Below are 15,816 nucleotides of genomic sequence, written 5' to 3'. Positions count from 1 at the left end.
AGACTTGCCAAGTCTTTAAGACTTTGCAAGTCTACTAAACAAAAAACCAACTTCTATGCGAACCATCACATCATCCGTTCAGATTCAGCCCCAATCGACCTCCCGGATCATGATGATCAGGCCGGTGCGATTTGGCTTTAATGAAGAAACTGCCCAAAGCAATGAGTTCCAGCAGGAAGCTTTTGCAGATAATACAAGAGAAACCGCCCAGCAGGCTGCCAGGGAAGAATTTGACTTAATGGTCGACCAGTTGGAACATGTCGGGGTTGATCTGCACATTTTTGACGATACGGAAGAAAATCACCGTCCGGACGCTGTATTTCCTAACAATTGGGTTTCTTTTCATCAGAGCGGAAAAGTTGTACTTTATCCGATGCTGGCCGAAAATCGTCGCACCGAGCGACGACCTGATATTATTGAAGCCCTTAAGAAAGATTTCAATATTGAGGAAATCATCGACCTCACCCACTTTGAATCCGAAGGGAAATTCCTTGAAGGTACTGGAAGTATGGTTTTAGACCGTCGCTACAAAATTGCTTATGCCTGCCTGTCACCACGGACGCATCCAGAGGTTTTAGAGGCATTTGCCGGTGCATTAGGGTACGAAATCGTGTCGTTTTCTGCATCAGATGAAAATGGCAAACCTATTTATCATACCAATGTCATTATGTGCGTTGGGGATATCTTTGCGGTCGTTTGTCTCGAAGCCATTAAGAATCTGGACGAGAGGCTAATGGTGAGAGCAGCATTGGAAGAAACTAACAAATACATTGTTGAAATTTCTTTGGATCAGGTGCGGCACTTTGCAGGGAATATGCTGATGGTGCGAAACAATAAATCCGACAAATTTTTGGTCATGTCCACGCAGGCTTACGACTCACTAACTGCTAAGCAGAAACGAATGCTGAGTGATTATGCGCGGCTGGTGCATACCGACCTGGCGGTGATCGAGGGAAATGGCGGCGGCTCCGCTCGATGTATGATGACGGAAATTCATTTACCTATGAACTAGCCAAACAAAAAATGCTCCTCGTCGGAGCATTTTTTGTTTAATTTTTATCCCTATACATTTAATCTTTTAGATCTGCTTTCACCTTAGCAATTTTTTCCTGTGTGCTGGCCTTAAAAGAATCCCACTTATCGGCGGTTTCATTTTCAACTTTTTTCCAGGATTCCTTCAAATCTTCTTTTTCTTCATTTAGTTCAGCTTTGCGCTCTCTCCATTTCGCTTTTTCGTTATCAGCAGCTTTATCCATTTTATCGTCTGCTTCTTCTATTTTTCTATCAAGCTTAGCAACTGCATCATCGATATCTTCCTTTAATGCGGCTTTATCCGCTTTTACTTTTGCTTCAAAGTCATTTCCGGCTTCTTTAATGTCTGCTTTTGCTTCTGCAACATTTTCATCCATATCTTCTTTGGCTTCTTCCACAGTTTCATTGGCAGAATCCTTCGTCTTCTCCGAGCAACTTGTGAACGTCAGTGTTCCCATGAGCATCAAAGAAGCAACCATCCAATTGATCTTTTTCATAATCGAGGTTTTTTAACAGGTGATAATTTTTAATATATTAACTTATTAATGAAAAAGAAGGTAAAAAAATCTTACCAGACCACTATACGCGCTCAAATGGAACCGTTGTAGAATTTTATTCTCAAAGCAGCTGCATTTTGAACTTCGAAATAAAGCGGCGGGTTAACGTCATAGCCTGTATTTTCCGACCCAAGTTTTATTATATGCAAAAAATCTCCATTCCTGGCCTATTAGTCGCGATTCCAATCTTTGCCAATTCAGCTACCTCACAAATTCCGGTGGATACGTTGAAAGCCCGTGAATTACAGGAAATTACAATCAACGCATTCGAATCCAGGGCCGACCCGCTGACTACAACAGCAACTGTAGGCTTACTTACCTCACGAACATTGGAGAGATTTTCGACCAATACCTGGGCAAATGCGGTCAATACCGTTCCGGGAGTGAAAATGGAAGAACGCTCGCCAGGGAGCTACCGCTTTTCCGTTCGCGGGAGCCTTATACGTTCGCCTTTCGGTGTACGTAATGTCAAATTTTATTGGAACGGGATCCCGTTTACGGACGCAAGTGGAAATACGCCACTCAATTCATTGGATTACAACGCGGTGCAGGGAATGGAAATCATTAAAGGTCCAGGCAGCAGCATTTATGGCGCGGGTACAGGCGGCGTTGTCCTCCTACAAAGCCATCCCGACAATAACCTTCAAAATCGTATTGAACAAAGCATCAGTTTTGGAAAATATGGTTTCCAAAGCCGGAACTCCACCATCCAGGTCGGGGATATTTCTATCCAATATGGCCACAGCGAACAGGATGGGTATCGCAATCACAGTGGGATGACCAGAGATGCCATTCGGTTCACATCGTCTTCGAAAGTTGGAGATGGTACATTGTCGTTACTCGGCATATATTCTGATTTGTATTATGAAACTCCAGGTGGTATCAATCTTGCCCAATACCAGAATAACCCGAAACTGGCTCGCCAGTCCACGGCCAATGTCCCCGGCAGTGAGGCGCAACAGGCCGCCATTTATACCAAACTCGCTTTGCTGGGTGGTAATTACATTCTGCCTCTTTCAGACACCTGGACGCAATCCACGGCCCTATACCTTACTTATACCGATTTTGCCAATCCATTTATCACCAATTATGAAAAAAGGGATGAAAATGGCATTGGCGGACGGAATATCTGGCAAAACCGGGCCCAGATTTGCGACATAAAAACTAATTGGACCAGCGGATTTGAATGGCAGTATGGCAAATCAGCCCAGCGGAATTATGACAATATAGGAGGTCGCCCGGACAAACAACAAACGGTAGAGGACCTACGAACCACTAACTTATCTGTTTTCAGTCAGCTGGAAGCTGTTTTCTTTACGGATCTGACATTGAGTGCAGGAGTGAGTTATAACACATTCAAATATAAATACGAGCGTTTTGTCGCGCTTCCTTACAACAAAGACAAAAAGAATTTCGATGGTATTTTTGTGCCCCGGTTCGCGGCAAATAAGGTTATTGGTAAAAATTGGGCGGTTATCGCTTCATACAGCGGCGGTTTCTCCCCCCCTACCCTGCAAGAAGTACGGCCTTCGGCTGGTGGCTTTCGAAAAGCTCTTGAAGCCGAGAGAGGTGCAAATGCAGAAGTTGGCATCCGTCGGCTGGGCAAACGTATTACGGGTGAACTCAGCCTATACCATTTCGGCCTAAAAGAAACGATTGTAAGAAGAACCAATGAAGCCGGGGCAGAATTTTTTATCAATGCGGGGAAAACACGTCAGAAAGGATTGGAATGGAGCATCGCTTATGAAATCCTTTCAGATCCCGAGTTGCCTTTAATTTTAAAACTTTGGAATACTGGCACATGGACCAGGTACACTTTCGAAGATTTGAAACAGGGAGAGGTTGATCTTTCCGGCAAATTGATCCCTGGCATTCCAAGGTTATCTCAAACCTCCGGCCTGGATGCTTTATTCAAATATGGATTTTCAGCCTACATTACCTATCAATACGGCGGCTCATTTTTTTTGAATGATGCCAATACCGTCAAGAATACGGCTTACAATCAATGGATTGGTCGCATTAGCTGGAAGAAGAGCTGGGGTCAGCATTTTTACAGTGAACTTTCTGTATCCGCAGAAAAGGTCAATGCGGGGATTTACAGCCTGGGTTATGATCTCAATGCTTTCGGAAACAGGTATTATAATGGTGCGCCAAAAGATAATCTTTGGGCCGGTGTGAAGGTTGGTTGGGAGTGGCAGAAAAGTTCGAAGTAATGCATTTATATATTCATATTCCATTTTGCAGGCAGGCTTGTCATTATTGCGATTTCCATTTCAGCACGAATATTTCTACTAAAAAGGCGATGGTGGATGCCATTGCCCGGGAAATCGAGCTGCGAAAATCCTATCTGCCGGATCAAAGCTTTGAAACTATTTATTTTGGCGGAGGTACCCCGTCAATACTTGACAAAGCGGAGCTCGAATTTTTGATTGGCATCGTTTACCAACACTTCCATGTAGCGTCCGATGCCGAAATCACGCTGGAAGCGAATCCCGACGACCTGGACAGCGCAAAATTGTCGCAGCTTTTCGAAGCGGGTATCAATCGGTTAAGCATTGGCATACAATCATTTAACGATCAGCATCTTCAATTCCTGAACCGCATTCACTCTGCCAATGAGGCGGAAAGTTGCGTTTGTACCGCACAGCAGATCGGAATTAAAAACATATCCATTGATCTGATTTACGCCATTCCCGCGCAAAATCACACCATTCTGCAAACTGACCTGCAAAAGGCTTTCGCCCTGAATGTTGCTCATATTTCAGCCTATTGCCTTACCATTGAACCGCAAACCGCATTTGGCAGCTGGGTCAGGAAGAAAAAACTCAGACCCATTGATGAAGAATTTGCTGCCCAGCAATTCGAAATTCTTGTTGAAACGCTTGCGGAAAATGGATACGAGCAATATGAAATCTCCAATTTTGCCCGTCATGAGCAGTATAGCAAACATAACAGTTCGTATTGGAAGCAGAGGCCCTACCTGGGTGTAGGGCCCAGCGCACATTCCTATAATGGTATTAGCCGGGAATACAATGTCTCGAACAATGTTAAATATATTGATGCCATTCGCCAAAACCTCATTCCTGCAACGCATGAAATATTGTCTGCTGCGGATCAGACCAATGAGTATCTGTTAACCGGGTTGAGAACCAAATGGGGCGTGAATAAAGATAAACTCGAAGAGTTGTCGGGAGGAATTTTCAATACCGCCCATCAAAAGGATCTTGAAAAAATGGCGTGCCTTAACTGGATCCGGGAGGATTCCGACTCGCTATTCCTCACCAGTGCGGGGAAACTGTTTGCGGACCGGATTGCGAGTGATTTATTTATTGAGTAGGTTGTCATCCTGAGCGCAGTCGAAGGACGGTTCTGCTAAGTAGCAACGCACTTCGACTGCGCTCAGTGTGACACTCTACCTATGAAACCAACTCCGCATTCAATGTAATCTCTGCATTTAATAATTGCGAGATCGGGCACTCTTTCTTTGCTTTATCGGCAACTTCGGCAAATTGCTCAGCCGAGATCTCAGGAACTCTTGCTTTCAAATCTATTGCGCTTTTCACCACCTGGCCTTTTGCAGGATCAAGAGAAACCGTAGCCGTTGCATTCAATTCATCCGCAGTGAAGCCCACTGCATTGAGTTCAAAACTCAATTTCATTGCAAAACATCCTGCGTGCGCTGCTGCTATCAACTCTTCCGGGTTGGTCCCTTTGCCATCGGCGAAACGGGTATTGAAGGAATATTGGGTATTTTCAAGGACAGTGCTTTGTGTACTCATTGTACCTGTACCTTCTTTTCCTGTGCCTTTCCAAACGGCTGTTGCTTTCCTATTAATCATATCACCTGCTTTTTTAAATTATTTGAAATTATTGAACTGAATACTTTTGTCGGGTTGAAAAGTAACAGGTATCCGCCATCTACGCAAATTATTATATCATTAAAGAAAACAATAAACTGATGTTGCGCCTAGTTTGAGACTATGTTGCATTTATACCATACCTGGCGTGCTTTTGTTAACGACCGTTAATGCACGATCCGGAATTAAACTTTATAATTGCATTTACATCTAAAAATAAATTTTTTATCCATTTTCAATTTAATTAGCGCAATCATGAACAAAAAACTCATTCCCCTACTACTTATTCTGGTCGCCATCTTCCAAGGTTGCACTGGCCCGGAAGGCCCTCCCGGACCTCAGGGAGCAGATGGAGGAAGCATAGATGTTACAGGCACGACTTTTGATTTGGTGAATGTAAATTTCACAACAGCGAACCAGTTCCAATATTCGCTTTCTTATGCGGATGCAAAAGTAACGGTACTGGAATCGGATGCGGTTTTGGTTTATATTCATTGGGATGATGTAACGTCAGGCAACACAACTTTGAAAGCATATCGTTTGCTTCCGCAAACCGCTTTCTTTACAGCTGGCGGACTGCTGACTTACAATTTTGACCAAACTAAAAATGATTTTTCCATCTTTCTGGATGGTAACGTTACCCTGAGCACATTAACAGATGACTATACTAAGAACCAGGAATTTAGAATTGTTGTCGTTCCAGCTGATTTTGCGGCGAGGACCAATGGCTCGGTTGATTTCAAGGATTATAATGCTGTGGTCAAACATTTCAACATTGACGAATCAAAAATCCGGAAAGTCTCCGTTCAATAAATTATCGAAAAACGGACTATTTCTAATATCTTTAATAAAATCCGGCGGACGGTCGAGTAGCGATTCCGCCGGATTTCCTTTTCCCACTATGAAGAACATAATAAACACACTGCTTTTACTAATCGTCCCGGTTTCTTTTTTATGTGCTCAAAGCTTTACGGTTGAGACCGAAGCATTCAGGGAAAAGTACCGCCAAGAGTTTCTTCACTCATCCAATTCTCCCCTTAAAAAAGCTGACTTACGCTTTTTGCAATTCTTCGAACCCGACTCATCTTATCGAGTAGTTGCCCGGTTCGAAAAAAGTAAAAGTGAAGCTTTTGAAATGCCCACTTACAGCGGCGTCAAGAAAACTTATGTGAAGTATGGCACGCTGAGGTTCAGGCTAAATGGCAGAAAACAATCGTTGAATGTATACCGCAGCCTGAGCTTACAAGCCAATGCCAAGTACAAGGATTATCTTTTTATTCCTTTCAAGGACAAAACAAATGGCATGATTTCTTACGGTGGCGGACGTTATCTGGATTTGAAAACCACCGATTTAAAGGATAACACCTACACATTGGATTTTAACAAAGCATACAACCCTTACTGTGCTTATAGTGATGGCTTCAATTGTCCTATCCCACCCGCTGCCAATCACCTGGCCATCGAAATAAAGGCGGGTGAGAAAAAATTTGGCAAAGAACATCAGGAGGCAAGCTTAAAGTAAATGAGGGGGTTTAAGCTCAAATAAAATATATCCTCCCTGTTCAGAAACGCCCCTGGATCGCTCCTTCCAGCCGTTTTTGATGTAAAATTTCACCGCCTGGCGGTTCCTGACAAGACATTTCAAAGTAATGATTCCCCGGATATCCGACTGTGCAGCCAGTACCAAAAGCTGTCCAATACCTTGTCCCTGATAGGGTTTACGCACGTATAGGTGATGGATAAAGCGGTCGGCCTCCCAAACGGATATGAAGCCTACAATGTTTCCCTCAAAACGCGCAACCAGGATTTTCTCCCCGGCGGTATCCTCGTCAAATGTGCCGGTTTCCAATTGCTCTTTGGTGAGCCAGGTAAATGTTTGAGCCCGAATCTCTTCATATAATTGCCGAAGTATTGGCTTATCCGGCTCCTTGATAGGCCAGATTTCGATTTGCTCTTTTTCCAAAATAGGGTATGGAACCGTTAAAAAAATGGGCTATAAAAAAGCCTGATTTGTCGGGACAAACCAGGCTGGGAACTCAAACTGCTACTCTTAGCTCTTTAAAAGCTCTTTTTGCTTCATAATGCGCTCGAACACTTTAATATCGTGTTCGGAAGTGAAAATGCTAAAAGGCAGGTGAACAAACTGACCTTTTGAAATCACCAACACATACGCGTCTTTGTCTTTGTACGCTTCCTGGATCTGTTCCCACTTCATCACGCTACCCTCTTTCTGGTTCAGCTTCATCAGGATCTGGCGATTATCTATCTCATACTGAAACTTCTCGAACATGGGTTTGTATTGCGCGAGCTGGGTAATCCCAGTGAATTGGATCAGCCAGAACAGCACATATAAAACAGCTCCAACAAAAACGGTAATGTAGATCCAGAGATTGGGATAGACGCCTGTAAGGTTCAGTACTGCATTAATAAGTATAAGCGCCAGCGGTATAACGCCCCATTTCAATTGCGTTTTGAAAAAGTACCGCATGGCCAGGGTAATGTACTTTTTTGTTGGTAATGCGTATTTCTTAGTACGAACCGCAGCCGGGTTCGTAGGCATTTGATAGACTGGTTGGTGCTTATTTACCGATACTTTGGCCATAACTTAAATTAAATTGACAAATCTGATTTTCCGGATGAAACTTGCACTTTGGGGCTTCCGAAAATGAAGTACAAAGTTAGAGAAAAGCGGCTGACAATCAGAAAGCCCTGGAAATAAAAAGTAGTTAGAAGAATTTAGTGTAATTTGTCTTTGCTAACAGCGTTGAACATTCGAATGCATAATACGCGGTTGGGTATCCCTGATGTTCCTTGAAACACGATAATATTAAAAGCTAAATGAGTTTTCTTTTTCCGTCATTTTTGTGGGGATTACTGGCTGTATCCGTTCCAATTGCCATACACATTTTTAACTTCAGACGTACAAAGAGAGTTTACTTCACGAATGTTGCCTTTCTGAAAGCAGTAGAAACCAAGACCAGGTCGGTGCGGCAGATCAAGCACTGGCTGGTGCTCGCATCGCGCATTTTGGCCGTTACCTGTCTGGCGCTGGCTTTCGCCCAACCATTCCTTCCGGCAGAAAGCAAAGTGGCCATCGATAAAAAAGGGATCACAAGTCTTTACCTTGACAATTCCATGAGCATGGAAACCGAGCTTAACAACAAACGTTATCTCGATATTGCTACCGGCCGACTCAGCGAGCTGCTTGGTATTTTCAAGAATGCTACTTCCCTTCAACTCATTACCAATGATTTCTCTGCGCAGGAGCAGGGCCTATATCCAGCCGAAAAACTGCGCGACCGCCTTACGACCATTGGTCTTTCCAATACACCAAGGACTTTAGATCAGATTTACAAAAGGCAGGAAAACCTGGTTGCCCGTCATCAAAGTTCTGGCAAGAACCAGTTTTTTTGGTTTTCCGACTTTCAGAAAAGCACAGCAGGTAACCTGTCGGAATTGAAAGCAGATACAACGAACCAGTTGTTCCTGGTGCCGGTGCAGGCGGAGGTGGAGAAAAATGTGTTTGTGGACTCAGCCTGGCTTAACACGCCATTTATCCGTGAGTTGCAAAACAACATATTGTTCGTAAAGGTGAGCAATTCCGGCAAAGAGGAAGCAAAAAATGTGGTTTTGAAACTTAGTTTGGATAACACGCAGGCATCCACGGCGTCGGTTAATGTGCCTGCAAATGGTACTGCGACCGCGAAGTTTAACTTCAATCTAAAAGGAAAAGGTTTTAAAAAGGGTCAAATCACCTTTGACGATTTCCCAGTCACTTTTGATAATGATTACTATTTTGTCCTCAATTCTTCGCCGCTGATCCGGGTGCTGCATATCTATGGTGAGAAATTCAGCGGAAACTATATCGAGAATGTTTATGACAATGACAGTTTGTTTTCTTTACAAAGTTTCAGTGCGCAGAACGTTGATCCCGGGCTGATCAAAAGTTCGGATCTGGTGATCCTGGAAAGTGTGGCTTCGCTATCTGGTACATTGCCGCAGGATTTGCAGGATTTTGTGAGGAAAGGCGGTAGTCTTGCCATTGTGCCTCCCGTTTCTCCTAATGCAGACAATTATGGTCGCTTTCTGAGTGGTTTCGGCATCAATGGACTGAATTCTACCGGAAACGCAAGCCCCGCACTTATTGAAATTGCTGCTCCCGACCGCAATAACCCCTTTTTTAGTGATGTTTTTGAAGAATCAGTCCGCCAGGAAATCAATCTTAATCTTCCCTCCGCCTCTCCCGTTTGGAGTTGGGGAAACACTGGCCAGTTGTTACTTGCCATGCGCGACGGACAGACTTATCTTAACCAAGTCTCGGCAGGAAACGGAAAGGTTTACCTTGTTGCCGCGCCATTAAATCCACAGTTTGGCAGCATGGCACAGCACGCCATTTTTGTCCCAATCATGTACAAAATCGCGGCATCCAGTGTGAGGGCGCAAAGAACTTCCTATACATTCGACGAGAATCCGATCAGCCTAACCATTAATGATGCAGGGCCTAATCCTGTTTTTAAATTAAGGCGGAATAAGACAGAACTCATTCCGGTTCAACGCATTACGGGTAATCAGCTTTTGCTGGAAATCCCGGAAGGCGATCAGTTAGGAGAGGGACTTACGGCAGGGTATTATGAATTGGTAAACGGCACAAAAACAGAGCAGATCATCGCATTGAATCATAACAATGCTGAATCCAAGCTCCAATATTTTTCGCCTGATGAACTTAGGGCAGTTTTTGCAGGTCAAAAAAACGTCCAGGTCTTCGACCGGATCGATGACGATGCTTTTTCAACTGCATTTGAACAACAAAACATGGGCACTACACTTTGGAAATATTTCCTGTATGCTGCCCTTTTCTTTCTCCTTCTTGAGATCACACTGATCCGGTTATTGAAATAACAAGATAGCTTGTCGAATTTCTTAAAAATTGACGGAAACATTGGATTGCGGTTTTATGTTAGCGCTTTTTAAGCCAATTTTGCATATCATCACTTAACGCATCAATGCTTTCTTCCCGAATCGGAATTCTTGGTGGTGGCCAGCTTGGACTCATGCTTTTACAAGCTGCTGTGGACTGGAATCTTGATATCCACGTGCTTGATCCGGATGCTGATGCTCCCTGCAAGAAAATCGCCCCCTACTTTCAACAAGGCTCTTTACAGGATTATCAAACTGTTTACGAGTTTGGTCAAAACCTGGACATCATTACGATTGAAATAGAAAAGGTGAATGTTGACGCGCTCGAAGCATTGGAAAAAGAGGGAAAACTGATCTATCCGCAACCATCCGTTATTCGCCTGATACAGGACAAAAGAATTCAGAAGCAATTTTATCTGGATAACGATCTCCCGACCGCACCATTCATACTAACCGAAAACCGGGCGGATGTTTTGGGACATATCGCGTTTTTGCCCGCGTTTCACAAGCTCGGTAAAGATGGGTACGATGGCCGTGGCGTACAACGCCTCACTTCGGAGGCTGATCTGGACAAAGCATTTGACAAACCCGGTTTATTGGAGAAAGCCATTCCGTTTGAGAAAGAGCTGGCCGTTATTGTAGCCAGGAACGCAAGCGGTGAAGTAGCGACTTTCCCAACTGTGGAAATGGTTTTTCATCCCGAACATAATCTTGTCGAATACCTGTTTGCACCTGCCGAAATCGCACAATCAACAGATGCGAAAGCACAGGAAATTGCGCGAAAAACGGCCGAAGCATTTCAAATTGTGGGCTTGCTAGCCGTTGAATTGTTTTTGACGAAAGAGGGCGAGATACTTATCAACGAAGTTGCACCACGTCCGCATAATAGCGGCCACCATACCATCCGCGCGAATGCAACTTCCCAGTACGAGCAGCATTGGCGCGCTATTCTGAACCTACCTTTGGGAAGTACATATGCTTATGGGCCATCGGCGATGGTTAACCTGCTTGGTGAAGACGGTTTTCAGGGTCTTGCGGAATATGAAGGCATGGAAACGCTTTTGGCAACAGAACAGGTTTTTCCGTTCTTGTATTGGAAAGCAATTACAAGGCCTTTCAGAAAAATGGGTCATATTACCATTATGGATTCCGATATTAATGCTTTGAAGGAAAAGGTTGATTTTGTCAAAAAGAGTATCAGGGTTATCAGTACAAAATCTTAACACAGTAGCAATGGTTGGAATAATCATGGGCAGCCTTTCCGACAGAAAGGTAATGCAGCAGGCCGCTGACGCGCTTTCGGAACTGGGTATCGCATTTGAAATGGAAATCGTTTCAGCCCACCGGACGCCTGAGCGAATGCTGGATTATGCAGCTTCGGCAAGGGATCGCGGATTGAAGGTCATTATCGCCGGCGCGGGTGGCGCTGCCCATCTTCCGGGCATGGTTGCATCGCTTACTTCCTTGCCTGTTATCGGGGTTCCGGTACTATCCAGTAACTCTATTGACGGCTGGGATTCAGTGCTTTCCATTCTGCAGATGCCGTCGGGTGTTCCGGTCGCAACAGTTGCATTGGACGGAGCGAGAAATGCGGGAATACTAGCGGCGCAGATTATCGGAACGAGTGATCAGGAGGTCGGAAAACGCCTCGATTTATTCAAGCAAAGCTTAAAAGAAAAAGTCGCTGCGATGAATGAGGAATTGAGAAATGAACTTGTAAAGTAGTATGTCTTTAGTAATTTCGTATAAAATTAACTCCAATAAATTTTGACTACCAACCCGGCCATGGAAGACGAATTCCCCAAAAAAAGAAACATCCGTCCTACTGAAAAGTCAAATTTACCTATTGTCACACTACTGGTTTTGGTTGTTTTGGTATTGGCGATGCTGTATGTGGGTTACGAATATATTTCTGACAGTTCTTCCAATTCAGAGGAACTTACGTCCGTTGTTGTCGACTCAACACTTGAAGAAACAGTAGGAGAACCGATTACCGATGAACCCGCCCCAATTGCTGCGAAGACGGATGAAAAAGCGGAGGCGGTAAAGGAAACAGTAAAAGAACCAGCGAAAGAGGAAGTTAAAAAACCTGAAAAAGAAGAAAAGCCTGCGATATCAGCAGCATCTGTAGGAGGAGAGGAAATTACACATACCGTTCAAAGCGGAGAAACTTTTTCAAGCATTGCTTCCAGGTATAACCTTAAAACAGCAACGGTACAAGGACTGAATTCATCTGTTTCTGACGTCAAATCGGGAATTACTAAATTGAAAATTCAGGTTAAGGCGGTGCATACGGTCGGTCCTGGCGATGTGCTTCGGGTGGTTGCCAATAAATATGGTGTTACCAAAGAAGCAATCATGAAAGCCAACGGTAAAACCCGTGACTTTTCCGAAAGAGGTGAAAAATTGATTATTCCATTTCCTGACAGGAAGTAAGCGAGACGATATTGATAGTAACAAAGAATCCCGGAGCGATGACCGTTCCGGGATTTTCTTTGCACTTGATATGAGGATTCAGGAATAATATTTAATTAGATCCGGGACCTCTGCCACCGCCACCTTCGCCGCTCCGGCGAAAATCACCACCTTCGCCTTCCAATTCACGTCTGCGGGAATTATCATTCACTGGCATTTTGCCAAAATTCTTCAATGTGTAAGTGAATGTCAGCATGGCATACTGCGTCAACACCCGGTTCGTAACATCCTGCACGTAAGTTTCAGTAACATTGCGGCTGATGCTGTTATTCTGTTTCAGTATGTCAAAAACCGTCAGTTTCAGTTCACCAGCATTGTTTTTTAAAAACTTCTTGCCAACACTTGCATTCCATAAAGTGAAGTTTTGGTTATAGCCTGCTCCCAATCCCCGGTACGACTGATTACTGATGTCACTTTGAACCACAAAACCTTTTCCAAAGATCCAGTTAACCCTGCCGGAAATCCCCTGGGTGTAGTAATTGTTATTGATATTGGGCTGAATTGTGTTCCGTACAATGTTGTAATTACCAGAATAAGAAACTGTGAAATCAAGCTTTTCGCTAATGTTGCTGCTCAGTACCAGTCCTTGCGAAACGGCATAAGTATTGGAAAAGTTGGCCACATTATTAATCATCCCGGGTGATCTCACATAATTGAAGCCCGTTGTGAGATTGACATTCAATTTTAACGGTGCGACAGGTTTTCCGTAAGCGAGAAATGTTCTGGCATTCCAGCTTCCATCGACATTAATGGGCGAGGTTAGTTTCGAGCCGCGTTCCAGTACAATTCCGCTTGGTAAGGTGGTAGCTTCCTGCGCAATGAATGTGGAGTTTACAATTGCATTGTTGGTTTGGGTAACAAAAACCATGGCGTTCAAGCTGTATGGTCTTTTTGCCCCTGCCAGCGAATAACGGACGTTGAAGTTGTTCCGGTATTCCTGTTTCAAATTGGGGTTACCGGCCGTGAGTGATAAAGGATTGCTGTTATCAATTACATTCTGCAATTGCGAGATCGAAGGCTGGTTGGTCGAACTCCGGAAAAATGCACGGAACTGGGTACCTTCTTTGGAACGATAGCTCAACATTACATTTGGTAAAAAATTGGAGAATGACTGATCTACTTTGGTGTCATTGGGCGCAAGCTGCTCGCTGTATAAACCTGTATTTTGATAATCCACTCCGAAGTTCGCTGACCAGCTGTTTTTACGATAACGATAACCTATGCCAGCGCGATTTGTAGTATAACGGTTATCAAAATTGTTAGATAACAATGTATCCAGGTCTGAGTAAGTATTTTCATCAAAACTCATATTATATGTTTCCCGGCTGGAATTGCTGTTACTGAGCGTCAGTCCATAATTGAACTGCAATTGACCAGTGCTGCTGATCGGTTCTGTATAAATGATGTTACTACCCCAGGTTGTCCCGTTTGAATACGTGTAGCTCTTTTGATCGGTCGTGTCACCCATCATTCTAGCCATCAGAGAGTCTGGTGAGGTCAGGTTATTATAATATAAGTTTTTGGAATAAAGGTATCTGGTACCATTCCGGTCGTTCAGTTGGGTGTTGACATTGAAACTCACAGTCCGGCCTTTTTTTGCAAAGCTATGGCGGAGCAAAACGTCATTGGAGAAATTATAGCCGCTGTTCAGGTTGCGCTGGGTATTATCCAGGCTGTTCAGATTGCTGCCATCGGCCAATGTCGTTAATCCGGTTTTCAAACTATTTGAGTTATTATCCTGAAAACTCAGCCGTGGCGTTACGATCAGGGAGTTATTAGGATTAATGTTGTATTCCAGCCGGAAATTCAGCCGATGATTCGCATTGATACTGGATGTTCTGCTGCTTTCATTATAAAATTGATTACCAAGACCTCCTGATAAAAAATACTCCTGCTCAGTAGTTTGCGCATTGGTATTGCCAGTGCGGTTGAAAAAGTAGCTTCCCGAAACATCCACTTTCTTGCCAAACTTATTGGCATAATTGAGACCAAAAGAATTGGTACCGGTTATCCCGCTTTGATTTCCGACTAGAAAGTTGTTAGATGCGCCGCCGCCGCCACCTGCATTACCTCTTCCGCCTCCACCACCGCCGCTGCTACCGGTCAGGCCTAGCAGATCCTGGCTGGAAAAATTCTGCATGTTAATGTTATTGCTAAGGCCAATCACCGAAATACGTTGGTTGCCTTTGAAAAAACTCACATTTCCACCGGCCTGATAGCGATTATCGAGACCATAACCCGCAAATACCTTCCCGAATTGACCCATTTTGCGATCGGCCTTGGTGACGATATTGATCGTCTTCTGACCATTACCATCGTCAAATCCGGTGAATTGCGCCTGGTCACTCAGCTTATCGAAGACTTCGATCTTATCAACTATTTCCGCAGGCAGGGATTTCAATGTAAGCGCTGCATCCTCGCCAAAAAATGGCTTACCATCCACCAGGACCCTGTTTACAGTTTCGCCATGCGCGGTCACCGTTCCGTTGGTCACAGTGATGCCAGGCATTTTCTGAATAAGGTCTTCCGTTGTCGCGTCAGGATTTGTTTTGAAGGCGGCCGCATTGAATTGGGTCGTATCACCCTTTTGCTCCATTGCCGTAACCTGACCGATGACTTTCACTTCTTTCAGGTTTGCTATCGCTTCGGTCAGCTGAACGGTGCCCAGATCCTGGATATCATTGATAATGGTAACGTTTTGAGTGAAATCTTTATAACTGAGGTAGGAAACTTTCACAAGATAAGAGACCTGTTTGGTGAGGCCGGTAAAAGTAAATTTTCCGTTAATATCAGTAGTGATGTATTCCGGCTTTGCATTAGGAGCATTCCGGCTCACGGCTACATATGCGCCAACAACCGCTGAGCGGTTAATGCTGTCCAGCACGGTACCAGTGATCTGCGCGTTCTGTGCTTCCGCATTCTGAAAAATGGCGAAGCTGAGAAGAAGTAAAAGGGCGATGTATGTAAGTCTGTTCATG

At 44.2% G+C, this 15,816-nt stretch carries 14 protein-coding genes; 9 read left to right on the top strand and 5 right to left on the bottom strand.

Annotated elements, in window-relative coordinates:
• Positions 1-55: 55 nt before the first annotated feature.
• Positions 56-1,012, top strand: coding sequence for a citrulline utilization hydrolase CtlX (gene ctlX / locus FHS68_RS19845; RefSeq protein WP_167273916.1), 957 nt, complete (start codon positions 56-58; stop codon positions 1,010-1,012).
• Between the two features lie 58 nt (positions 1,013-1,070).
• On the opposite strand, the gene FHS68_RS19840 is transcribed toward ctlX, so the two are convergent.
• Positions 1,071-1,529 carry a hypothetical protein gene (locus FHS68_RS19840; RefSeq protein WP_167273914.1) on the bottom strand — a complete coding sequence of 153 codons (459 nt, stop codon included), beginning with the start codon at positions 1,527-1,529 and terminating at the stop codon, positions 1,071-1,073.
• A gap of 203 nt (positions 1,530-1,732) precedes the next feature.
• On the opposite strand from FHS68_RS19840, the gene FHS68_RS19835 reads away from it, so the two are divergent.
• On the top strand, positions 1,733-3,802 hold the full coding sequence (locus FHS68_RS19835; protein ID WP_167273911.1) for a TonB-dependent receptor: 2,070 nt from the start codon (positions 1,733-1,735) through the stop codon (positions 3,800-3,802).
• On the top strand, positions 3,802-4,926 hold the full coding sequence (gene hemW, locus FHS68_RS19830; protein WP_167273909.1) for a radical SAM family heme chaperone HemW: 1,125 nt from the start codon (positions 3,802-3,804) through the stop codon (positions 4,924-4,926). The genes FHS68_RS19835 and hemW overlap by 1 nt, the downstream gene beginning before the upstream one ends.
• Positions 4,927-5,005: 79 nt before the next feature.
• On the opposite strand, the gene FHS68_RS19825 is transcribed toward hemW, so the two are convergent.
• Entirely contained in the window at positions 5,006-5,428 is a 423-nt protein-coding gene (locus FHS68_RS19825; protein WP_167273906.1) for an OsmC family protein, read from the bottom strand.
• A gap of 273 nt (positions 5,429-5,701) precedes the next feature.
• Between FHS68_RS19825 and FHS68_RS19820 the strand changes: the two genes are divergently transcribed.
• Both FHS68_RS19820 and FHS68_RS19815 read left to right on the top strand, forming a co-directional pair.
• Positions 5,702-6,259, top strand: coding sequence for a hypothetical protein (locus FHS68_RS19820; protein ID WP_167273905.1), 558 nt, complete (start codon positions 5,702-5,704; stop codon positions 6,257-6,259).
• Positions 6,260-6,347: 88 nt separating this feature from the next.
• A complete protein-coding gene (locus tag FHS68_RS19815; RefSeq protein ID WP_167273900.1) occupies positions 6,348-6,968 on the top strand; it encodes a DUF1684 domain-containing protein in 621 nt (206 codons plus the stop codon).
• On the opposite strand, the gene FHS68_RS19810 is transcribed toward FHS68_RS19815, so the two are convergent.
• On the bottom strand, positions 6,960-7,409 hold the full coding sequence (locus FHS68_RS19810; protein ID WP_167273898.1) for a GNAT family N-acetyltransferase: 450 nt from the start codon (positions 7,407-7,409) through the stop codon (positions 6,960-6,962). The two genes, FHS68_RS19815 and FHS68_RS19810, sit on opposite strands and share 9 nt — an antisense overlap.
• Before the next feature lie 87 nt (positions 7,410-7,496).
• A complete protein-coding gene (locus tag FHS68_RS19805; RefSeq protein WP_167273895.1) occupies positions 7,497-8,006 on the bottom strand; it encodes a YcxB family protein in 510 nt (169 codons plus the stop codon).
• Positions 8,007-8,284: 278 nt separating this feature from the next.
• Between FHS68_RS19805 and FHS68_RS19800 the strand changes: the two genes are divergently transcribed.
• The 4 genes from FHS68_RS19800 (at position 8,285) to FHS68_RS19785 (ending at position 12,799) form a co-directional block, all read left to right on the top strand.
• A complete protein-coding gene (locus FHS68_RS19800) occupies positions 8,285-10,345 on the top strand; it encodes a BatA domain-containing protein (RefSeq protein ID WP_167273893.1) in 2,061 nt (686 codons plus the stop codon).
• 104 nt (positions 10,346-10,449) lie between these two features.
• Positions 10,450-11,586: a 5-(carboxyamino)imidazole ribonucleotide synthase gene (locus FHS68_RS19795; protein WP_167273889.1), complete on the top strand. Its 1,137-nt coding sequence runs from the start codon at positions 10,450-10,452 to the stop codon at positions 11,584-11,586.
• A 10-nt stretch (positions 11,587-11,596) separates the two neighbouring features.
• Entirely contained in the window at positions 11,597-12,088 is a 492-nt protein-coding gene (gene purE, locus FHS68_RS19790; RefSeq protein ID WP_167273886.1) for a 5-(carboxyamino)imidazole ribonucleotide mutase, read from the top strand.
• Positions 12,089-12,148: 60 nt separating this feature from the next.
• On the top strand, positions 12,149-12,799 hold the full coding sequence (locus tag FHS68_RS19785; protein ID WP_167273883.1) for a LysM peptidoglycan-binding domain-containing protein: 651 nt from the start codon (positions 12,149-12,151) through the stop codon (positions 12,797-12,799).
• A gap of 91 nt (positions 12,800-12,890) precedes the next feature.
• Here FHS68_RS19785 and FHS68_RS19780 read toward each other — a convergent pair whose 3' ends face one another.
• Complete coding sequence (locus FHS68_RS19780; RefSeq protein WP_167273881.1) at positions 12,891-15,815, bottom strand: TonB-dependent receptor domain-containing protein; 2,925 nt, start codon at positions 15,813-15,815, stop codon at positions 12,891-12,893.
• Between the last annotated feature and the right edge of the window lies 1 nt (position 15,816).

Origin of the sequence: Dyadobacter arcticus, assembly GCF_011762185.1 — a bacterium.
GTDB lineage: Bacteria > Bacteroidota > Bacteroidia > Cytophagales > Spirosomataceae > Dyadobacter > Dyadobacter arcticus.
Note: the sequence above shows the minus strand (reverse complement) of the source record. Positions and strands in the feature narration are given on the sequence as shown.